Below are 20,125 nucleotides of genomic sequence, written 5' to 3' on the forward strand. Positions count from 1 at the left end.
CCGTTCCGTTGCCCGCTTCTCGTCCCTCACCGCGCCGCCTCCATCGCCGTCACCACGTCGTGCTCGCGAGCGCGAGGGGACGGGGCACTGCGGATCTCGCCTCCCCTGCTCGCCTTCTGCGCGTAGGCGCCGGCATCGGCCAGGCGCAGCACGTCCTCCCGCGAAGCGCCCGGCGGAAGCTCAGCCGCACTGGCCACCCCGACCGAGGCCGTCACCCGCACCGACCTGCCATGCGGCAGGACGATCGGCTCGGCCATCAGCGCCACGAACCCAGCGAGGTCCCGCTCGGCATCGAGGTCGCGGGTGACGACGCCGAACTCGTCCCCACCGAGGCGGGTCACCACCGGCGACCGGTCCCCGAACGCCTCCTCCAACCGCCGGGCCACCGCGCGCAGGACCGCGTCCCCGGCCAGGTGACCGTGGCGGTCGTTGACCCGCTTGAAGTCGTCCAGGTCGACCCACACCACGGCCGTGCGTGCCGCTTCCGCGGTGAGACGAGCATCCAGGATCGACTCCCACACCGCCCGCACCGGCACCTCCGCCACCGTGTCCCACGCCCGGGCACTCGCCCGCGCCAACTCGCCTTCCAGATCGGCGGTGTAGTCCTGCCACGCCTGCAATTCCCGGCGGAGTTCAGCGTTGGCGACTTCGAGAACCTGGTATTTCGGGCTGGCTCGGGACAGTAGCGATCTCGTGCCGTGAAGAGCAGTAGCGATAGCGGCCCACCTCAGCGAAGTACTCATGGAAAACGCTCCTTGCTGATCGTGATTTCCAGCAGATCCGAAGGTGATTCAGAATTCGATTACTCGCTGCGTGGTCCTCACTTTGGGCAGCTCAGCGGCGGTGCCGGTAGTGGTTCCGTGGTGCCAAGTTTTGGCACCTCACGCCCGGCACCACAGACCCACACGGATGGGCGAACATGCCGCGTTGACGGACACCTGGCGTGTTACCACCGGAAGGGAAGGGGTTTCGGGAGGTAAGCCGTGGACGATCAACGGATGGGTGCGCTGGTGAAAGGCTGGCGTCTCAAGCGCGATCTCAGCGTGCGCGAACTCGCCCGTCTGATCCACATCAGCCACGGCCAGCTCTCCCGGGTCGAGGCCGGACGCCGGCGCCTGCGCAACGAACTCGCCCGAGCACTCGACGACGCGCTCGGAGCGCAGGGAGAGCTCGTCGACGCCCTTCGCCTCCTCCCCTGCGGTCAGCAAGCCGTCGCGCCGGTGCACCACCTGGTCAGCGGGCTGCCCGCCGCCGACGAACTCGTCGGCCGCACAGCCCTCCTGGAGGAGCTCGCCGATGCCCTGGACCCGCGTTCCGCAAATCTGCCTCGGGCTCCCCGCTTCGTCGCGCTGACCGGAGAAGCAGGAATCGGCAAGACCGCGCTCGCCCTCGCCGCAGTCCACCGAGCAGCCCCCGGCTATACCACCGTGCGCTGGGTTGACATGCGCAGCTGGGACCACTCCACCGCGCCGCGCACCCCGATCTCCGTACTGCGTTCCTGGTGCTCGTCCCTGCCCGGACACCACCTGAGCCAGTTGCCCAACGACCTCGATCACCTGATCGAGATCTGGCGAGGACTCACCTCCGGCGAACCGGTGCTACTGGGCGTCGACAACGCCCATTCGGACCAAGTTTCACCCTTGATCCCGGCCGCCGCCGGTAGTGTCATCGTCGTCACGAGTCGTGTTCGGGAACTGGAACTCCCCGGACCCGTGCAGTGGTACCCGGTGCCACCGCTGGGACCCGAGGACGCCACGGACCTGATCGCGACCCGCTCCGGGCAGCCACGCGAGCGGGTCGCCGTCCTCGCCCGGCGAGGCGGCGGACTCCCACTCGCGCTGCGGTCGCTCGGAGACGTACTCGCTGCCCACGATGCGGATCAGGAGATGATCGCTGATATGGCCGCCACCACCGCTCCCACCGACGCCGTTCGTCGAGCCACCAGCCTCTCCTACGCCGAACTCACCGACGAGCAGGCCCGAGCGTGGCGGCTGTGCGCGATGCTGCCCGAGGTCACCCCCGAATCCGCCGAAGCCACCACCGGCATCCCCGAACGCCAGGTCCGCACCCTGCTCGACGCCGCGGCGAAGGCCTCGCTGCTGTCCAAACGCGGACGCACCTGGCAGTACCACGAGCTCCACCGCGCCTACGCCCTGGAGCAGAGCCAGCGCGTCGACCCCATCGAGGTCCGCGACGAAGCCGCCTTCCGCAACCTGACCTACCTGCTGCACGGCTGGGCCAACGCCGCGAAGCTGCTCGCCCCCGACCGCAAACGCACCCCTGCCCTCGACGCTCCACCTCACGGCGTGCATCCCCCAGAGTTCGCGGACTTCGACGCCGCCCTCGAATGGGCCGAGTCCCGGTGGGAATACATGCCGACTGCCGTACGCATCGCACTCGAACGCAACTGGACCCGCCTAGCCTGGCAGCTCGTCGCCGTGGCCCTCGACTACGCGCTGCTGGCCAAGCCCTACCCCGTTGCCTACAGCTTGGCCGGGCACGTCGCTGCCAACGCTGAGCGGGCTGATGACCGCGAGGGGGTGGCGCGGATGGCCTTCTTGCAGGGCTACATCGATACCGAGCGCGGCGAGCTCGACGCCGCCGTCGACCACCTCTCCCACAGCGTGCAGCTGCTCCGCGAGATTGGCGATCTTCACGAGCTCGGTTGGTCCACCCAGTGCCTCGCCCGCGCCCGCCTGCTCCGCGCCGACCCCGTCGACGAGACCCTTGCCTTGCTCACCGAGGCCATCGACGCCCTGGAGACCGTCCACGGCGGCTCGGGTGATGAAAGCGCCCGCACCCTGCGCGGCCTGGTGCACCTCAGCACTTACGACCACACCGGCGACCACGACCACCTCACCGCGGCCGACACCGACCTCACCACCGCCGTCGGCAACCTCCCCGACAACGGCGAACCCCTGCTGCGCTGCTACGCCTACACCCGCCTCGCCGTCGTACGCCTCCGCCAACAGCGCAACGACGAAGCCGTCGACCTCGCCGGGCACGCCGCCACCTACGCCCGCGACCACGCGGCCCTGTTCTCCGAAGTCGACGCCCTCTACGTCCTCGGCCAAGCACTCACCAGCACCGGCGACACCACCACCGCGCGCGAGCAGTGGGAACGCGCCCTCTACATCGCCGACTACATCGGCTCCGACGACGCCGAACGCATCCAAGCCGAACTCGACAAGATCACTTAGCGCCGCGGATTGTTGCACATGGATGAGAAAGGGAGCCGAAAACCCACTATGGGGCCTGACGTGTCAGGTGGCCTTCTTGTGGGAGGAATGTCGTAGCGCATCCGTGAACTCACCCATGGCTAGCTTCATCCGCTCGGCTACCGTCGCGTCGTGAAATTCGCCGTTCTCGGCCACTCGAGCGGCGGCGCGGGAAACCACGACGCAGTCGACGAGGATGGAGCCCAGCAGGGTCAGGGTGGGCATCAACGGTGTTTGCGCCCGCATGCCCCCGGCTTGCCCTGGGGAGGCACTCAGGAGCAAGGTGGGCTTGTTCATGATGCCTCCGGAGCCGATCAGCCAGTCGATGGCGTTTTTGGTCACCCCCGCCGGGCCGTGCGCGTACTCCGGTGTGGCGATGACCAGTCCGTCGGCTTGATCCGCACAGGCCCGGAATTCCCGGACTGCTGCGGGAAGATTCGGCGTGTCCTCCTCCATATCGGGATTGAACAGCGGCAGCTGCCCCGCCAAGTCGCAGCCGATGAACCTGGTCTCGAGCGTGGTGCGTTCGGCCAGGCGTAGCAGCGCGGCGTTGTACGAACCTTGGCGCAGGCTCCCGCAAATCCCGAGCACCGTCCACTGCTGCATACGACCTACCTACGTTTCCCGTGTTCGCGGCCGATACAGACTACCCAGGGACGCGTACACGAAGTTCTGTGGCCGAGCATGGCGTGCAACCAGCATGTCGTCGGCGGCTGGTCCAGACGAAGGGGCCGACGTCGGTCGCTCCAGCCTCCGAAGGAGTCCGAAGGAGTGTCGCGTCGTTGGGCGACGAGGTCCCTTACACCGGCGACTCTGTCACCTCGGGCGCCTTGAGAAGACCTCGACCAGAGCCGCAGCGATTACACTAACGAACATTGCGGGAATAGTCCCAACATTCGATGCCATACTGTACCCAAGGCGAGTTCTGCAAACACAACAGGTGAACTTAGAAATACCTGCCACCTGAGGCAACAGCGGCGCCCCCGGCGAACCCCAGGCCCTCAGGAAACACAATGCTTAATGGCGCACACTAAATTAAAAGATCCGCCGCTATCGCGGATAAGGTTTGGCACACCTAGCCACTAACTCGAACAGGTGGGACATTTCCGCACCCTTGAAGCTTTCTCCCATAAACCAACGGTACGCGCCAGCCCCACGTGACAGAAGGAGAAAAAAGGAAATTTCCTCAAAGAACTTATGCTGAACAAGTCGTCCAACCCTTCGACGACAAACATGTACACACCAGTCACATCACTTACATGGGGGCACTTTCCCGAATGCGCGGTTGATTGATGTTCGCCCCGCGACATAGGCACTGATCGGCCTGTAGCCGGCCGCTCGATACAGCTTCAAGGCTTGCGTATTTTTTTCGCCACTTTCTAACACGATTTGCTGCGCGCCCGACTCTGCCGCGAAGCTTTCAAGGCGGGACAGCAAGCGCCGACCAGCGCCGTGATATCGCCACGCTGGCACTGTGAACATTTTTTTGATCTCCATGATTAGCGGTTCTGTTTGCCAGACGTGGCAGCCACCGCAGGATATCGGTACGTCACCGTGGTAGGCCACGATGAACAAGCCGACCGGAGGCATGAAACGGGCGGGGTCAAGCCAGCCCGGGTCAGCGTGCCCGTAGAGCGCGACTTGGTAGCTCTCCAGCTCCCGGACCAGGTATAGCGCGTCGGGGTGGTTGGCGGAGACGTTCCGCAGCTCGAGTTCGTTCACGGGCTTACCTTGCCTGATCGATGGCCTCCCGAGCGAGCGCTGCCGACGGGTGAGGCATCCGCAGGCCGAAGGCAGCACGCAGGTCGCTGACCATGCTGCGGCACCGGCCGGACTGCACCGCGTCGAGCCTGCGTACGGCGGTCACGGTGACCTGAGCGGCCGAGTCGATGTCACCGCGGCGGAGATGGGCCCAGGCCAGGTAGCAGCCGTGCAAGAGCGCCGAACGCTGATGCGTGCTGTTGTGATCTACATGGGCCAGCGGGGTGAGGGCGGCGACAGCTTGACCCAGCAACCGGTTGCGTTGGGTTTTCAGCTCGGTGGAGATTCGAGGATTGGCGAGGTCGACCAAGGCCTGTCCTGATTCGGCTGCAAGCTGCGGAGAGTCGAAGTAGTAGAGGAAAGCTGGCGGCGGTTCGTCGAGGGACTTTTGCAGGAGTGTCTGCGCCTCGTCTGCGGCTGAGCGGAACCCGGAGAGGTCGCCTGCTGCGGCACAGGCTGTGGCGAGTCGTCCCGCTGTTCGTGCTCGCACGACAGGATGGGCGGCACGTGCCAGGTGCATCGCTTGGGTGGCGATGAGTTTGGCTTCGTCGGCGGACCCGGTGTGCGCGGTGATGTAGCTGAGCATCCCGAGTTGGTTGATGACACTGTCGTTGTCGCCTAACTCGTGGGCCAGTCGCATGGCGAGTACGTAAGCTCGTTGAGCTCGGCCTTGGTCGCCAGCGTCGAAGCTCATCCAGCCCATCAACTGTGCGAGTTGTGAAGCGGAACGAAGCAGCGCTCGTCCGACTTCGGGTTCATGTTCGGTTTGGGTCCACAGGTCGAGCACCGCACGCAGTTGCGTCCGGACCCACATCACCGAGTCGACGCCGCCGCCGACCTTGTCGTCCAGCAGCCGCAGTTCCGCGATATGGCGCTGGATCATGCTGATCACTGGTGGCAAGGTGCGCTGTGGGAACAGTCCGGACGTGCTCGCAGTGGCAAGCGTGGCCCCCAGGGCGTCCAGTGTCAGGTCGCGAGCGGGCACTGTGCGGTACTGCCGCACGGTATCGCTGAGTTCCCGCAGTCCTTCCACGGCGGAGGCCGAATCGCGCCGCTCCACAGCGCCGTGGTCCTGTTCGCGTGGCGCCAGTCCCGGCCATAGCTCCTTCACGGTGACGGCGCGCCCGCACTTGTCCGATAGCGCGGCGGCAGCGGCGGCGGCGACCGCGGGGTCGCGCGGTGGGCTGCCTGTTCGCAGCCAGTACCCCGGTGCCCGTACTCCGATTGCTTGACTGGGCAAGAGTTGGCGGTTGATGGCTCGGGCCCAGGCCCGTTCGGACCATGGAGCGGCTTCGTAGCGCCACACGTCCTTCAAACTCATCGCTCGTATCACGCCTTTCGGCCTGGGGCCAGTTTTTACCGCTTTTGACCACAGGTGCCTTGATTTCGACATCATTTACCACGAGTTCAGGGTTCCCGGCACATGGTGCGGACCGCAACACTGCCGAGAGAGACGACGACATGTCCTCCGCCTCGATCGGCAGCTGTTTCATTCTCCTAGGCCAGAAAGGGTCTGCGCCAGTGGCAGCACCATTTTCACCTCCCGATCTGCGACCGGCATCCATCCATCCCCTACGAGTTGCCACGAATGGCGGGGTCGTCGAACTGTGCGGGCCAGCCAGCGCATCAGCTCAGCTTCCTGAGCCGCTGCGGTTCGCCATGGCCGAAGAGGAGGCACGAGCCCACCTCGCGCTCGCGCACACCGTCGACCACAGCATCTGCGGGCACCGGCTCCGAGGGCACTGGACGTTCCAGCAGCAGGCGCTCTCGATGCCCGGCAGGGAACTGTGCCCCGCCTGTACCGGGTCGTCCCCCGAAGTTGACCAGCAGGTGTTCGTGCTGTTGGTCGGTCTGCTGTCCCGGGGCGACCTGGCGAATCCCGGTCCTGCCATTCCCGCAGCGGCATGGTCGCCGAGCGAGTGGCCGACGTCGTTGCTGGCCACCATCGACCCGCCCCAAGCAGCCTGAGAACCGAAAGCGATCTCCATGTCTGATGCCTTGACCGTCGGCACCTTCAACATCAAGTCGTTCACCTACCGCCCCGGTCGCGGTCACGACTTCGGCCCCGCGCTGCACCACATCAGCAGGTGCACGCCGTCGCCTCCGGATGTCTTCTCGTTGCCCGAAGCCACCCACGCCGACCTCGACGGCCACCAGCCGATGTGGGCGTTCACCAACGCCTTGTCGGACATGCTCCCGGATGGGGAGTCGTACCTTCCGTTCTGGGCGCCGGTGGAAGGGCGCGGGAATCCGCCGCTGCTGCTGCTCAACGCTGGCAAGATCCGGGTGCGGCGCTGGTTCCCGCCGCACTGCCGCAGCGGGCTTTTCCGATGGGGGTTCGTCGAAGCCGAGCTTCCCGGGGTCGCCGGTACGACCTGGATCTCGGCGGTGCACTGGCAGGGCGGGCAAGGACGTGCGGTGTTCGAGCAGCACGCCGCCGCCCTGGCGCCGTACGCGGCGGCGAGCACCCTGCTGGCCGGCGATTTCAACGCCACCTCGTCCTGGGCAGGTGAGGTGCAGGTGGACTGGCCGCGGCAGAGCATTGCCCGCGGCGAGCAGTACAAGCTCCTGCAGAAGTGCCGCTGGAGCGAGCTGGCTCAGGACTGGGTGCTCGACACCCGGCAGATCGACCTCCTCCGCACCACCTTCGGATTCTGGGACGCCGGGGAGCGGGCTGGAGACCCCACGGTGACCACCCATGAACAGGGGTCGAGCCTGCGGATCGATCGCATCATGGCTTCCACGGCCTTCCCCTACTCCACGCTCCGCGACTACCGGGTGTTCCGCGAGGAGGAGGACGACGACTCCGCGCCGCTCAGCGACCACCGGTACGTCTACGCCGAGCTCGGCTTGGCTTCCTGATCGCCGGTCCGGCGTGGTGCGTCCCCGAACCCACGCCGGACCGGTTCCCACCTGGAGGTACGCACAGTGAAGTGGAACGAGATCCCTGTCCGCGGTCTTCGCGGGCAACGCCTGCTGCTGGGGATAGCCCTTGCCGCCGACGGCCGAGTCGGTCTGCGCCTCCCCCTCGCTCCGTGCGGGCGGATGTGGTTCACGAGCCCGCCACCGTTGCCCTTGGTGCCCGGAGCGCGCGTCCTTGCCCGCACGATCACGCAGCAGGGGGTGTGGATTGCGGTTCTGCGGGAACCGTGCGGCTCGTGGGGGCTCATGGTGCCGCCGGCTGCTGCCGGGACGGTGCTGTGGACCGACGAGGGCCACGGTGCGCTCGGCGGTCTGGATGACCTCGCGCTCGCCCCGACGAGGTAGCCGGTATGGACAGGCGCTGCTGGACGGGCCATGGAAGCACCTCCCCGGCGCTTCCCGTCGGCGGTTGTGTGCCTCGCACGTGTGCGGAGGCGGCCTTGGTAGGAGAGGCACCCGGGGCGAGCGCGATGGCTTTGCTCAAGACGCTCCAGGTACGTCCGGGGCAGCGGGTGCTGCACATCGGCCTGCACACCGGCGCGTGGGCGACACTGCTGGCGCACCGGGGGGCGACAGTCACCGCCACGACCACCGACCTCGCCCGGATCGGCCCCGTACAGGACTTCGTCGATCGCCACGAGCTCCCCGTCCAGGTCGAAGCAGCCGATGCACGCGCTGGCTGGCCACTCGGAGCCCCGTACGACGCCATCATCGCGCTCGACGACGGCGTCCAGGAGATCCCCACCAGGTGGACCCAGCAGCTCCGCCCCGAAGGGCTGCTACTCGCCCACTGCGAACTGGCACCGAGCGCGGGCAACCCGGCCACGCTCATCCGGGGCACGGCACACGAGCTGACCGGAACCTTCTGCTCCTTCCCCCAGACGGCCACCGACACCGTTCGGTCCGGCGAACCCTTTCCGCGCACCACCGACAGTGCCTCGAAGCGGACCACAGCGGTGCCGTGGCGGGACGACCGCATCGTCTGGGTCCTCGCACACCTGCTGGGAATGCCCGCTGCGGTGCGTACCAGCTTGCTGGTTCCACCCGACCGCAGCGTCCCCACCGGCGTGCTGTCCACACCCGACGGGTCGTGGGCCGAGGTAGCGGACCTGCCGGGCCCGGACGGGAGATGGCCCGTGACCGAAAGCGGCCCCACCAGACTCTGGAGCCTCGTTGAAGAGGCGTTCACCTGCTGGCACGACCATGGCCGCCCGCCTTGGGAACACTTCCAGCTCTCCTACGCGCCCGGCCACCAGGCCGTGACGCTGACCGGTCACCGTGGCCTCCGCTGGAGCCGCGACAGCCCGGAATCAGCCTGGAATACCCCGGAGACATGACCCCGCGCACTGCAGCCACCACTGCGGCCCTGATCAAGGCGGCCCGACATCACAAGGACCTTCTGTGACCGAAAGCCAGCACACGTTGCTCACCGCCGCGCTCAACGACGGGATCGAGGAGATCGTCGTCGGTGCCGTCTTGGCCGACACCGCTGGGCGTGTCCTGCTCCTCCACCGGCCCAACGACGACCCGGACGGTTTCGCCGGGCTGTGGGAATTGCCCAGTGGCACCCGAGAGCCGGGCGAAATGGTCTTCGAGACCCTGGTTCGGGGGGTCGAGGAGGCGACCGGGCTGACCGTCACCGTGGTCGGCGGGTATCTCGGGCAGTTCGATTACCGCCCGGGCAGCGGGACGGCCACCCGCCAATTCACGTTCGCCGTCACCACCGACGGCGACAGCGTGCAGCTCAGCGAACATGACGACTACCAGTGGGCGGCCCACGACCGCTGGGACAACGTGTCACCCGAAGTGCGACGAATCCTGCAGGATTGGAGCGCCGCGCACCTGGGCAATCGCGGTTGAGCACTGGCGCTGACGGGTCGGCGGCAGGTTCGGAGGGCTCGGTGCCCTTGACGCTCAGCGCAACGGCACCAGCACGCTCGTCGGCCGGTGAAAATCCGTAGCTGCCCGCCGCACCCATTCGGTTGCGCCTGACCCAGCCCTGAACGCACCAAGCCGCCCCCGGCACATGCCGGGGGCGGGTTGCGGCGTGGCGGTCGAGCTTTAACGGGGCGCCGATCGCGGTGGCAAACCACGAACAGTCCCACGAACACCCCGACCCGGGCATACGGTAACTCTTCGCTGCGTAGGAACAGCGCGATCGACAGCGGCCCCATCCCTTTCTGCAGCCTGCCGAGAAGGTTGGCCGTCAAAAGGTATTTCGCGTGGGCTGCGCGAAGCAGTCGCGGTAGGGGCATCCCATCAAAAGTGTCCTTGGAGTTGTGGGGCGCTCAGCGGGTGAGCAGGGTCAGCGCCGGGTCGTGGAGCAACGCGTTCGACGACAGCGCATTGCCGCCCGCGATCGTGTCCGCTCCCGCCAGGTCTGTGAACCGGCCGCCTGCCTCTTCGACGATGATCTTCAACGGTGCAACGTCCCAGATGTTGACGATCGGGTCCGCAGCCACGTCGATGGCACCTTCAGCCACCAAGCAGTGCGACCAGAAGTCACCGTAGGCGCGATCTTCCCAGCACGCGTCGACCAGGGCGAGGTAGGCGTCCCTGTCGTAGAACTCCGGCCAAGTGCGCATGTGCGAGGTGGACACGATGGCCTCGTTGAGTCGCGACACCGCCGAGACGGTCATCGGACGAGTCTTGCCGTCCAAGCCGCGGACGTGCGCACCGTGTCCCCGGCCTGCCCACCACCGCTTTCCAAGTGCGGGAGCACTCACCGCGCCCGCCACCGGCTGACCGTCGATAAGCAGAGCGATCAAGGTCGCCCAGACCGGAAGTCCGCGCAGGAACGCTTTCGTCCCGTCAATCGGGTCGACCACCCAAGTGCGCCCCACCGAGATGGTCCCGCCGCCTTCCTCACCGACGATGGTGTCGTCCGGACGTTCCCTCGCCAGAATAGCCCGCACTTCTTCCTCGACGGCGAGGTCGGCGTCGCTGACAGGCGTGCGGTCCGGTTTGCGTTCCACGCGGAGATCTGCGGTACCCGCACGCGACGTCGTGATCACGTCGGCAGCGTCGGCGAGCAATTCCACGAGCTTTACATCGGGGGAGCCCAGTTCCATGTCCGGGCATACTGCCATATTTGCGGCTTCGTCGTCACCGGCATGATGGGTGAACGCGCGGACGTCTCTTGCCTACCAGATTTCCCATATAGCGCGTGAAAATAAAGGCCCAACCAGGGGATTGCCACACTGGAGCATACAGACAGAGTGGAACATTCACACGTTCAGAGGTTGACAGATTTGCGGAGAAGTTGGGGCTGCTCGACGCGGGCAACTGGAACCGGGAATTCAGGCCTCCGTGCATACCTAATAACATATTGCGAGAGGGCAGGTATGGCTTCGGCAGAGGAAACGGACGACCATAACACAGTCCATTCAAAGATCACCAGAAAATAAATTCTAAAAGCGGACAACTCATCTTCCGCAGCGGATAGGGAGCGGCGAGGTTCGGACGACCGACGGAGCGGGATAACTCGACTTCGTCAGGTTCGGGCGGGCTCGGTGCCTTGACGCTCAGCCCGACGGCACCCAGCAGGCCGGACGGCCGGGGAAGCGCCGTAGCTGCCTGCCACACCCATTCGGTCGCGCCTGACCCAGCCCTGAACGCACCCAGCCGCCCCCGGCACATGCCGGGGGCGGCTTGCGGTTCCCTTGTTACACCTCGGGATAGATCCAGGTCCGTGGTGCGGATGCCGGATCCGGGCTGCCGGGCGCACGGGGACGGGAGGGGCGGGTTGCGGCGTGGCGGTCGAGCTTTTTCGCCAGTGCCCGCAGCTTGGCTGCCAGGTCCGTGCAGTCTTCGGCGGTGACGTCGCCGCGTCCCGGAAGGCGGAAGGTGAGGTCGTTGAGTTCGCGGCGGGTGCGCTTGGCGAACTCCACCACCGCGTGCAGCTCCGGATCGGGTCCGGGGTGCTGTGGTTGTGTCATGGCGTTGTCCTTGATTCGTCGAGGAGGGTGTGCTCTGCGGTGGGTTCACGCGGCCAGAGCGGTAGGCTCCGGAGTGGGCGTGGAGAGCCCTGGCAGGTATCGGCTGCCAGGGCTCTCCGCGTCCTTGCTCGTTCGGGGGCCGGGAACCACAGCGGGAACGCGGTCGGGGGTGGGTGTGGGGATGTAGGTGGCGGCTTCGGCGCCGATGCCCGCGTCGAAGCCGCAGCCCAGGCAGATCACGTAGCCCCCGGCGCGTGGTGGGCACCGGCCGTCGAAGCGGGTCACCGGGTGCGTGCGTGGGGCGCACCCGGCGCTGAGCAGGTGCCACTTCGAGGCACCCACCGGCCGCACCCACACCGGTTCGTCCGGCGCGGCAGGGTCGTGCCCCGGGACGTGTTCGGCGGGTGGGGCGCCAGCATCACCGTGTCTGGGCGTGGTCTGCCTGCTGTCGCTGTCGCGTGTCGGCCGGTCGCGGGTGGCCGTCCACCGGTGGCGCAGGCGGCGCCACCATCGTGCGGTGGTCCGTTTCATCAGTTCGCTCCTTCGCAGAAGGGTGTGTCAGGCGGCCCGGGGCATCGCGGCGGCGCTGTCCGTCTGGGGGGTGCCGCGTCGTGCTGCTAAGGCGTCCCGGCTCGGCTCGTGGTGCGTGTCGGGGTCGGTGTCCGGCCAGAGGTGGAACTCGGCTGTGGCCCGCGCTTCCCAGAAGGTGAGGGTGTCGACGAGGAACCGGTCGGTGCTGCTGTCGAACCAGGGGTTTGCTCGAGCCTCCGACGCTGCGCAGACCGCGCGGCCATACGTGCCCGCCTGAGGCTGGGCGCGTCGGAGATGGACCGGACCGAGGAGGAAGTGGCCGCAGCAGCATTCCAGTACGCCCCAGTCGTCCCGAGCGATGCAGTGCCATTCACGGTCGGCCGACCCGGACGCCCACGCCCCCTTCGCCGATCCCGAACCGAGGAACGCTTCCCTGCTGGTTTCTTTCTCAGGCATACCGGGCACGCCCCCTCGACTGCTCCCCTGGCCGTTCTGACATCCACTCCGCACACAGCCGTGTCTTTCTGCGATGCCACTTCGTGCAGAGCGCCGGTTTCCGGCGCTGACGGTTCTTCCGGTCGCATGGTCATCCTTGTCGCCGGTCGGTTATTCGGTGTCGCCAGCAAGGGAGAACCGCTTCGGCGCTTCGCGGGTTTTGACGACCACACCCTTGGTGGTCATCTTCTCGAGTGCGTTGTTCACCGCACCGGAAGAACGATGCAGGGCTTTGCCGATCTGACTCGGCCCGAATTCCTGCCCCGGGTGTTCACGCAGGAAGTCCTCCACCAGCCCGTGCAGCGCTCCGGGCGCGAGCCGTTCCGGCTGAGCCGTCTCCTGGCTGGAACCGGGATCCGCTTCGGGCACGTCCACGACAAGCGGGGGCTCCGCAGGCTCGGGCGCCGTGGCGCCCGCTTCGGGCGCGTCGGAGGCGAGCGGGGTCTCCTCCGGCTCGGGTGCGGTGTCCGCTGTGGCGCTCGCTCCGGGTTCGGCGGCCAGTCGCTCGGCGGCACCACCGTCCGCATCGGTTCCGGCGCCGTTGACCTGCGCCTCCGTGTGGTCGGGCTCGGGTGCAGCGTCGGGCACGTGAGCGATGTCGTGCTGCCCACCGGTGTCGGGGCGGGACCACAGCGCGGGGTGTCGTGGTCCCGGGCCGGTGGTCCGGGTGATGGCTCCGTTCTTCGACCAGCGGGCCAGCGCCTTACCGGCGGTGGACTTGCCGACCCCGGCGTCGCGGGCGAGCTGCTCGGTGGTCTGGGGCTCGGCGCTCAGGGCGCCCCACAGCCGGGTTTCGGTTTCCGTGCGCGGCCCGTCCTTCTGCGAAGAAGAATTCTTCTCCGGACCCGGCACGTCGACATCTTCCTGACGCTCGGCGACCGCTCCGCTTGCATTGCTGGGCATGACATTCCTCTCGGAGATGGGATTCGAGACAGGGCAAGATCGCCCCCGTTGGCCACTTCCCCATTCCCCGACATTCCGGGACACGCGGAAATGACGTCGACCATCAACGCTCGATACCCGGCGCCATGTCAAGCGGCATGAAAAACAAGACAACTGTCTTTTAACGACTACCTGCGATTTTCTGCGACAGATTCACCCATGCCGGTCGTGCACTGCGCCCGGTCCCTATGCGGCTTGACATTCCGGCGCGATGGAGCGATTCGCGCGATGCTGTGGCGGCACTTCCGGATTCGGACGGATTCTCAGCGGCAGAGCCGCGAGACTCGTCGAAGGCCGCAGGATCGATGGCACCGCCGCCGGTGTCGGGCGGGAGATGTCTGTCGGTCAAGGAAGTGCGGCAGACCCCGTGTGGGATGCCATCGATCTTCGCGCGTTCCTGGCTGACCAGCAGCAGTGCACGACGCCGCAGGTGGCGTTCCGACTGGCCTACGAGCTACCGCCCGTTGCCCGTGTCGCCGTCGGCACCAGCAACGTCGACCACCTGCGCGACCTCTGCGCCGCAACCCGGCAGGCCATCAGCGAAACGGCGATCCACCGCTACCGCGACCTGATCACGGGGTGAGCACGTCAGCGCTCGAGACCGTTGACGAGCTTGTCCGCTTCGCGAGTGGCGATCTCGCGCAGGTACGCGGGGACGGAGGAGTCGTTGAGGAGTTTGGCGGCGCAGAACAGCGCCATGACCTTGCCCGGCCGCGTCTCCAGGTCAGCGCGGCGTTCCCGGTAGACCCGCTCGGCCAGTTCCGGCACGGTCAACGAGCTGGCCCACAGGTTCGCCGAGTCCAGCCCGCGCGGCGCCATGCCGTGATCTTCCCAATCCAGGATCCAGAACTCCGGTCCGGTGAGGTTCGACCAGTTCAGATCCGCGTGCGCAGGCGTCCACGGCCCGGTGATCGTCGAGTCCACCCGTCCCGGGAAGGCCCTCTCGATCTCGCGGGTGACCAGCTTTTGCGTGATCACCTCCGTGTCCGGCGTCGCGACTCGGGTGGTGTGCTGACCGGCCAGGGCGTTCATCGAGTCGTTCAGCGCAGCCCACCAGGCATCCGCCGGGAACACGTCGTCGCACAGCGCGCCGCGCTGGACCGGGTCGGCGGTGACCAGCTCGACCTCGTCCGCACGCCAGGCCAGCCCGTCGGCCGGGTCGTGCCAGGACAGACCGCGGTACCACTCCGGCTTGGCGATCCCGTGGAGCAGTGCGGCGGCCTCCATGCCGTTGCCCGCTTGGCCCTGGGCCGACATCGTGACCAGCGGACGGGCCTCGATCCGGACCCACGTGCCTCGGTCGCTGCGAGCACCGACCGACCGCCGCTTCGTCCTCGCGGTGCCCCGATCGAGCCGAACGCCGAGACCACCCTCCACGCGGCACATCAGTTCCTCGATCGGTTCCTTACGCAGGTCTTTCCACCGGCAAGACTGCGGGCCCATGGGGGTGGTGGCATCAGCCATGCCATGAACCTAGCAGCGCAATTGCTCGACAGAGAGCACGACGTCGGGGGGACTGGGCATGATCACCGCATGTCCGCCATCCAGGACGTCGACAAGGCGCTGAGGTTCGTGCTGGGCAAGCTCGCCGAAGACACCGACGACCTCAACACGGCGAAAATGGTGATAATCAGCAATGGACTTGGTCAAGCTGAGCCGAGACGCACAGGTACTGCTCGAACGGCTGGCGGATCGGTTCTCGCCCGATCAACTGCGGATGTGTCGCGAATCCGGCCAGGGCGGCGAGTGGAACGAGATGGTGGACATCATGTGCGCCGTGCTGGCGAAACACGACGTCCCGGTAAACCCGGATGAGCGAGACGCACTGGCCGACCTGCTCGCCCTGTACCCCGTCCCCGTTGAGGGCTACGACTACATCAACAAGCGCGACGAGATACTGGCTGCGCTCACAGTGACCGACCGGACCTGACCGGCGGAGACCAGCGGGCGGAGGACCAGCGTCGGCACCGATCCGCGTCGCCATCGGCAATGGAACCCCGGCGCGACCGACGCGCCGGGGTTCCGTCTTGCCTGTCCAGCTCGCCGCCACCATTGTTCAACGGCCCGCCATGGGCGACTGAAGTGACACCGAAAGACGCTGCTAAGGACACAGCCGCAGGCCTCGTTGTGCGTAGAAGGCCTGGGGGTCGACGGCGCTGTTGCCGGTGTCGATTTGGAAGTGCAGGTGTGGTCCGGTGGACTCGCCGCGGTTGCCGACTTCGGCGATGAGCTGTCCGGTGTGGACGGGTTGTCCTGGGGTGACGTGGTTGGTGTGGTTGTGGCCGTAGGTGGTGATCGTGCCGCCGGGGTGCTGGATGCGGACCCAGAGGCCGTAGCCGGAGGCGGGGCCTGCGTTGAGCACGGTGCCGCCTGCGGCGGCGACGATGGGAGTTCCGGTCGGTGCGGCCAGGTCGAGGCCGCGGTGGAAGCCTCCTGGGCGTGGGCCGAAGCCGGAGGTGCACCGGCCGTTCACGGGAAGGGTCCAGCCGGCCGAAGTCGCGGGGGTGGTCGCTGCGGCGCGGTAGTCCTCGGCTTGGGCGAGGACCTTGTTGACGTACCAGTCGGCGTGGTTGTAGGCGAAGATCGCCGCGCGGAGGTCTCCGTTGTCGGCGCCGGAGTCGCAGAGGTAGTGCGCGGCGGCGTGGATGGCGTCGTGCGGGTGGTAGCGCGAGGGTGGGGTGGCCCCGCCAGGCGGGAGGGTGTGGCGGGCGGTGACGGAGTCGAAGGTGGGCTGGAGGAACTGCATGGGTCCTCCGGTTATCTCCAGGTACGGGCGTAAACAGCTGATCGGAGACCTGTCGCAGGTTCAGTCACGTGAGGCACGCGATGATCTCCCGTGTGGGTCGAGCGTTGTGGGCTGCCGCCCGCAGCGGCGCACCGGCTGCTCGGGGCACCTCAGGTCGGGGGTTTTTCGGCGATCACGTCCACCGGTTCGATGGTGGGCTGGGCGAACAGGGTGCCGGTGTTGTCGGCGAGGGCTTGGGCGACTTGGCCCGAGAGGTGGGTCTGGCGACCGGAGTCGTCGGGAAAGGCGTCGTAGATGCCGAAGGACGAGGGCCCGAAACGGATGGCGAACCACCGCACCGTGTTGGGCTCCTGCTCTACGATGCCGAGCCCCTGCTGCAGGAAGTTCTCGACGTCGCTTTCTCGTCCGGGTAGCGCCTCGATCCGGACGAGGAGTCCGACGGTAACTGGTGCAGCCATTTTCTGGCCTCCTACTCAAACGGGTGCTGGCCACAGGCGCGGCTCTCATCGCCCGGGGCCTTCGCCCCTCCGGGTGACGAGAGCCGCGCGAGGGACAAGTCAGGCGGCCTGGCCGGGGTTGAGCACGACCTTGGTCCAGCCGTCTTCGCGGGCGTCAAAGTGTTTGTAGGCGTCTGGGGCTTTCTCCAGGGGCAAGTTGTGGGACACGATCCAGGAGGGGGTGGCCTTGTCGGCGGCGATGAGGTCGCGCAGTTGGCGGTTGTAGCGCTTGATCGGGGCCTGCCCGCAGCCCATCTGCTGGCCCTTGAACCAGAAGTTGCCGAAGTCGAAGCGGACCTTGCCCTGCTGGGACAGCTCATCCGGGCCGCCGGGGTCCTGCGGAATGAACACCCCGACGGTGCCGATGCCGCCGGTGAACCGCACCGAGGCGACCAGCTTGTTCAGGGTCGCCGCGTTGTCCTCGTTGCCTTGGGGGTCGTGGGCCTGGTAGCCGACGCACTCGGCGCCGCGGTCGGCGCCGACCCCCTTGGTGTGCTCGGTGACCTGCTCGACCGGATCGGCTTTGGAGTCGTCGATCGCGATCGCCCCGATCTGCTCGGCCAGGCGTAGCCGGTCGGGATGGCGGTCGACGACCATCACCTTCGCCGCCCCCTTGACGCTTGCGGAGAGGGCGGCCATCAGCCCGACCGGGCCGCCGCCGTAGATCACGATGGTCTCGCCCGGCTTCAGCCCCGACATCTCCACTGCGTGCCAGCCGGTCGGGAAGATGTCCGAGAGCATCGCGTAGTCGTTCTGCTTCTCGGCCGCATCCTCGGGCAGGCGCAGACACTGGAAGTCGCCCCACGGGATGCGCAGGTACTCGGCCTGGCCGCCGGCCCAGCCTCCCATGTCGGCGAACCCGTACGCGCCGCCGGCCATACCCTCCACGTTGGCGCGCAGGCAGTAGTTGGTCAGGCCGTGCTCGCAGTTCTCGCAGTGCCCGCAGGAGACGTTGAACGGCGCCGAGACCATGTCCCCGACCGCGACCTTGTCGACCCCGTCGCCGACCTCGACGACCTCGCCGACGTTCTCGTGGCCGAAGATGCGGCCCTGCTCGAAGTCGGTGCGCCCTTCGTACATGTGCAGGTCCGACCCGCAGATGTTCGTCGCGGTGATCTTGACCAGGACATCGTTCGGATGCTCGATACGCGCGTCCGGGACGTCGGAGACCGAAACGTCGCGGGGGCCGTTGTAGACCAGTGCCTTCATGCTCTTCTCCTCTGGATCGGGTCGACTTCAGGACTGGGCAGGGGCCCGGTGACGGCCTTCGGCGAACTCCTCGACGATCTTCGAGCAGAACGCGGGCAGGTCGTTGGGGTCGCGGCTGGTGACCAGACCCTGGTCAGTGACGACTTCCTGATCAACGACGTTCCCGCCGGCATTGCGGATGTCGGTGCGGATACTGGGGAACGAGGTCAACGTGCGGCCGCCGACCACGCCAGCCTCGACCAACGTCCACGGCCCGTGACACAGCGAGCCGACCGGCTTACCGGAGCCCACGAAGTCCCGCACGAAACTCACCGCGTCCGGGTTGACCCGTAGCCCGTCAGGGTTGACCGTGCCGCCGGGCAGGATCAGGGCGTCGAAGTCGTCGCCGGAAACGTCGGAGACCAACCGGTCGACGGTGAAGGTGTCGCCTTTGTCGATGTCGGCGTTCATCGACTGAATCTGCCCGGTGTGGATCGACAGCAGCGTCACCTGCGCCCCGGCCTGCTCGACCGCCTGGCGGGGCTGGGTGAGTTCGACCTGCTCGACACCGTCGGTGGCCAGGATCGCGACCCGTTGGCCGCGCAGCTCATCTGCCATGGGAATCACGCCTCCTCATAGTGTGGCGAGTACCACAGCGAAGGCTTACCCCGGTCAGACCAGGACGAAACGACCCGTCGACTGGCGGCCAGCGCGGATCGGCGGGCCGTGCGGACGGTGGCCCGCACCGGGCCCACGGTTGCTCACCGCCAGCCCGGCAGCGCCGGTGGAATGCGCCGCGCGCCCGGCGGGGCCGCGCTGGGGAGCGGACAGCCGAGATGGTGCGCATCGCCTGAGCCGCGCCCGTGGTGGTGGGGGTTAGGAGCTGTTTAAGAACGAGGGGTCTCTGTCGGGAAGTAGGGAGGTCTCCGGTAGATGGATCAGCGACGAAGAAGATCAACATCTATCCGGAGACCTCAGTGGGAAGCGTATCGGTTGGCGCGCGTAAGGATCTGACGGACCGGCAGTGGCAGGCGTTGCAGCGGGTGCTGCCGCCTCGGCCTGGGGTAGGTCGTCGTCCGAAATGGGCGAGGCGGCAGTTGCTGGACGGGATCCGGTGGCGGGTGCGGGTCGGTGCTCCGTGGCGGGATGTGCCGGAACGCTATGGGCACTGGCTGTCGATCTATCAGCTGTTTCGCCGCTGGCAACGTGAGGGCGTGTGGCCCTGGATCCTTTCGGCGCTGCGGGCGTGGGCCGACCAGGCGGGGCTGATCGACTGGCAGGTGTCGGTGGATTCCACGATCAACCGGGCCCACCAGCACGCCGCCGGAGCCCGCCGCCGGCCCGGCAAGCAGGTCGAACCGCCCGGCGACGAACCAGCCGATCATGCCTTGGGGCGGTCCCGGGGCGGGTTCACCACGAAGCTCCACCTGGCCTGTGAACAGGGCCGGAAACCACTGTCACTGCTGATCACCGCCGGTCAACGCGCTGACAGCCCGCAGATGGTCGCCGTGCTCGAGGCGATCCGGGTCGAGCGGTGCGGGCGCGGCCGCCCGCGTAGGCGCCCGGATCGTGTGCTGGGCGACAAGGCCTACTCCTCCCGGGCGAACCGCTCGTACCTGCGGCAACGAGCGATCCCGTCCACGATCCCGACCCCGAGCGATCAAGCCGTCCACCGCCGCGCCCGCGGCTCACGCGGTGGCCGACCACCCTCCTTCGATCCCGGGACCTACCAGCGGCGTCACGCTGTGGAATGCGGCATCAACCAGCTCAAACACCACCGCGCGGTCGCCTGCCGTTACGACAAACTTGCCCTCCGCTACGAAGCAACCGTGCACGTGGCCAACATCGACATCTGGCTCCGCAGCCTCACCAAAATCGATTCTTAAA

Annotated in this window: 19 protein-coding genes and 1 pseudogene; 8 read left to right on the forward strand and 12 right to left on the reverse strand. The window is 67.2% G+C overall.

Annotated elements, in window-relative coordinates:
* Window positions 1–26: 26 nt before the first annotated feature.
* Window positions 27–620 (reverse strand): GGDEF domain-containing protein, encoded by a 594-nt coding sequence (locus tag ABD976_RS19985; RefSeq protein ID WP_345365421.1) that lies wholly within the window; start codon window positions 618–620, stop codon window positions 27–29.
* Window positions 621–983: 363 nt separating this feature from the next.
* On the opposite strand from ABD976_RS19985, the gene ABD976_RS19990 reads away from it, so the two are divergent.
* On the forward strand, window positions 984–3,200 hold the full coding sequence (locus ABD976_RS19990; protein WP_345365423.1) for a helix-turn-helix domain-containing protein: 2,217 nt from the start codon (window positions 984–986) through the stop codon (window positions 3,198–3,200).
* A gap of 63 nt (window positions 3,201–3,263) precedes the next feature.
* Here ABD976_RS19990 and ABD976_RS19995 read toward each other — a convergent pair whose 3' ends face one another.
* From ABD976_RS19995 to ABD976_RS20005, 3 genes are all read right to left on the reverse strand, one after another.
* Window positions 3,264–3,824, reverse strand: coding sequence for an NADPH-dependent FMN reductase (locus ABD976_RS19995; protein ID WP_345365425.1), 561 nt, complete (start codon window positions 3,822–3,824; stop codon window positions 3,264–3,266).
* A 645-nt stretch (window positions 3,825–4,469) separates the two neighbouring features.
* Window positions 4,470–4,940: a GNAT family N-acetyltransferase gene (locus ABD976_RS20000; RefSeq protein ID WP_345365427.1), complete on the reverse strand. Its 471-nt coding sequence runs from the start codon at window positions 4,938–4,940 to the stop codon at window positions 4,470–4,472.
* A gap of 4 nt (window positions 4,941–4,944) precedes the next feature.
* Entirely contained in the window at window positions 4,945–6,300 is a 1,356-nt protein-coding gene (locus tag ABD976_RS20005; protein ID WP_345365430.1) for an NsdA family TPR-like regulatory protein, read from the reverse strand.
* A 338-nt stretch (window positions 6,301–6,638) separates the two neighbouring features.
* On the opposite strand from ABD976_RS20005, the gene ABD976_RS20010 reads away from it, so the two are divergent.
* The 4 genes from ABD976_RS20010 (at window position 6,639) to ABD976_RS20025 (ending at window position 9,761) form a co-directional block, all read left to right on the forward strand.
* A complete protein-coding gene (locus ABD976_RS20010) occupies window positions 6,639–6,947 on the forward strand; it encodes a hypothetical protein (RefSeq protein WP_345365432.1) in 309 nt (102 codons plus the stop codon).
* An 18-nt stretch (window positions 6,948–6,965) separates the two neighbouring features.
* A complete protein-coding gene (locus ABD976_RS20015; RefSeq protein WP_345365434.1) occupies window positions 6,966–7,841 on the forward strand; it encodes a hypothetical protein in 876 nt (291 codons plus the stop codon).
* Window positions 7,842–8,371: 530 nt separating this feature from the next.
* The gene (locus ABD976_RS20020) at window positions 8,372–9,238 is read left to right on the forward strand and encodes a protein-L-isoaspartate O-methyltransferase family protein (protein ID WP_345365436.1); all 867 of its coding nucleotides are present in this window, start codon (window positions 8,372–8,374) and stop codon (window positions 9,236–9,238) included.
* A 64-nt stretch (window positions 9,239–9,302) separates the two neighbouring features.
* Window positions 9,303–9,761: an NUDIX domain-containing protein gene (locus ABD976_RS20025; protein ID WP_345365438.1), complete on the forward strand. Its 459-nt coding sequence runs from the start codon at window positions 9,303–9,305 to the stop codon at window positions 9,759–9,761.
* 428 nt (window positions 9,762–10,189) lie between these two features.
* On the opposite strand, the gene ABD976_RS20030 is transcribed toward ABD976_RS20025, so the two are convergent.
* From ABD976_RS20030 to ABD976_RS20040, 3 genes are all read right to left on the reverse strand, one after another.
* A complete protein-coding gene (locus ABD976_RS20030; protein ID WP_345365440.1) occupies window positions 10,190–10,972 on the reverse strand; it encodes an inositol monophosphatase family protein in 783 nt (260 codons plus the stop codon).
* Between the two features lie 594 nt (window positions 10,973–11,566).
* Window positions 11,567–11,794 carry a hypothetical protein gene (locus tag ABD976_RS20035; RefSeq protein ID WP_345365442.1) on the reverse strand — a complete coding sequence of 76 codons (228 nt, stop codon included), beginning with the start codon at window positions 11,792–11,794 and terminating at the stop codon, window positions 11,567–11,569.
* A 1,182-nt stretch (window positions 11,795–12,976) separates the two neighbouring features.
* The gene (locus tag ABD976_RS20040; RefSeq protein ID WP_345365444.1) at window positions 12,977–13,717 is read right to left on the reverse strand and encodes a hypothetical protein; all 741 of its coding nucleotides are present in this window, start codon (window positions 13,715–13,717) and stop codon (window positions 12,977–12,979) included.
* Window positions 13,718–14,018: 301 nt separating this feature from the next.
* Between ABD976_RS20040 and ABD976_RS20045 the strand changes: the two genes are divergently transcribed.
* A complete protein-coding gene (locus tag ABD976_RS20045) occupies window positions 14,019–14,390 on the forward strand; it encodes a hypothetical protein (RefSeq protein ID WP_345365446.1) in 372 nt (123 codons plus the stop codon).
* Window positions 14,391–14,395: 5 nt separating this feature from the next.
* On the opposite strand, the gene ABD976_RS20050 is transcribed toward ABD976_RS20045, so the two are convergent.
* Entirely contained in the window at window positions 14,396–15,064 is a 669-nt protein-coding gene (locus ABD976_RS20050; RefSeq protein ID WP_345365448.1) for a hypothetical protein, read from the reverse strand.
* 379 nt (window positions 15,065–15,443) lie between these two features.
* Between ABD976_RS20050 and ABD976_RS20055 the strand changes: the two genes are divergently transcribed.
* Window positions 15,444–15,737 (forward strand): hypothetical protein, encoded by a 294-nt coding sequence (locus ABD976_RS20055; protein WP_345365450.1) that lies wholly within the window; start codon window positions 15,444–15,446, stop codon window positions 15,735–15,737.
* 171 nt (window positions 15,738–15,908) lie between these two features.
* Here ABD976_RS20055 and ABD976_RS20060 read toward each other — a convergent pair.
* The 4 genes and pseudogenes from ABD976_RS20060 to ABD976_RS20075 all read right to left on the reverse strand — a co-directional run.
* Window positions 15,909–16,562: pseudogene (locus tag ABD976_RS20060) on the reverse strand (M23 family metallopeptidase); the annotation flags it as partial.
* 140 nt (window positions 16,563–16,702) lie between these two features.
* Window positions 16,703–17,011: a putative quinol monooxygenase gene (locus ABD976_RS20065; RefSeq protein WP_345365452.1), complete on the reverse strand. Its 309-nt coding sequence runs from the start codon at window positions 17,009–17,011 to the stop codon at window positions 16,703–16,705.
* Between the two features lie 99 nt (window positions 17,012–17,110).
* The gene (locus tag ABD976_RS20070) at window positions 17,111–18,259 is read right to left on the reverse strand and encodes a glutathione-independent formaldehyde dehydrogenase (protein WP_345365454.1); all 1,149 of its coding nucleotides are present in this window, start codon (window positions 18,257–18,259) and stop codon (window positions 17,111–17,113) included.
* 27 nt (window positions 18,260–18,286) lie between these two features.
* On the reverse strand, window positions 18,287–18,856 hold the full coding sequence (locus ABD976_RS20075) for a type 1 glutamine amidotransferase domain-containing protein (protein ID WP_345365456.1): 570 nt from the start codon (window positions 18,854–18,856) through the stop codon (window positions 18,287–18,289).
* Between the two features lie 359 nt (window positions 18,857–19,215).
* On the opposite strand from ABD976_RS20075, the gene ABD976_RS20080 reads away from it, so the two are divergent.
* Window positions 19,216–20,124 (forward strand): IS5 family transposase, encoded by a 909-nt coding sequence (locus ABD976_RS20080; protein ID WP_345365458.1) that lies wholly within the window; start codon window positions 19,216–19,218, stop codon window positions 20,122–20,124.
* Window position 20,125 lies beyond the last annotated feature (1 nt).

It is taken from the genome of Saccharopolyspora cebuensis (genome assembly GCF_039542665.1).
Lineage (GTDB): Bacteria > Actinomycetota > Actinomycetes > Mycobacteriales > Pseudonocardiaceae > Saccharopolyspora > Saccharopolyspora cebuensis.

Bases quoted from the DNA above. Each gene is read 5' to 3' on its own strand.
- ABD976_RS20070 (WP_345365454.1), bottom strand. From the start codon at position 18,259: ATGAAGGCACTGGTCTACAACGGCCCCCGCGACGTTTCGGTCTCCGAC.
- ABD976_RS20055 (WP_345365450.1), top strand. From the start codon at position 15,444: ATGGACTTGGTCAAGCTGAGCCGAGACGCACAGGTACTGCTCGAACGG.
- ABD976_RS20015 (WP_345365434.1), top strand. From the start codon at position 6,966: ATGTCTGATGCCTTGACCGTCGGCACCTTCAACATCAAGTCGTTCACC.
- ABD976_RS20050 (WP_345365448.1), bottom strand. From the start codon at position 15,064: ATGTCGGCCCAGGGCCAAGCGGGCAACGGCATGGAGGCCGCCGCACTG.
- ABD976_RS20065 (WP_345365452.1), bottom strand. From the start codon at position 17,011: ATGGCTGCACCAGTTACCGTCGGACTCCTCGTCCGGATCGAGGCGCTA.
- ABD976_RS20005 (WP_345365430.1), bottom strand. From the start codon at position 6,300: ATGAGTTTGAAGGACGTGTGGCGCTACGAAGCCGCTCCATGGTCCGAA.
- ABD976_RS20020 (WP_345365436.1), top strand. From the start codon at position 8,372: ATGGCTTTGCTCAAGACGCTCCAGGTACGTCCGGGGCAGCGGGTGCTG.
- ABD976_RS20030 (WP_345365440.1), bottom strand. From the start codon at position 10,972: ATGGAACTGGGCTCCCCCGATGTAAAGCTCGTGGAATTGCTCGCCGAC.
- ABD976_RS20010 (WP_345365432.1), top strand. From the start codon at position 6,639: ATGGCCGAAGAGGAGGCACGAGCCCACCTCGCGCTCGCGCACACCGTC.
- ABD976_RS20075 (WP_345365456.1), bottom strand. From the start codon at position 18,856: ATGGCAGATGAGCTGCGCGGCCAACGGGTCGCGATCCTGGCCACCGAC.
- ABD976_RS20045 (WP_345365446.1), top strand. From the start codon at position 14,019: ATGGAGCGATTCGCGCGATGCTGTGGCGGCACTTCCGGATTCGGACGG.
- ABD976_RS19995 (WP_345365425.1), bottom strand. From the start codon at position 3,824: ATGCAGCAGTGGACGGTGCTCGGGATTTGCGGGAGCCTGCGCCAAGGT.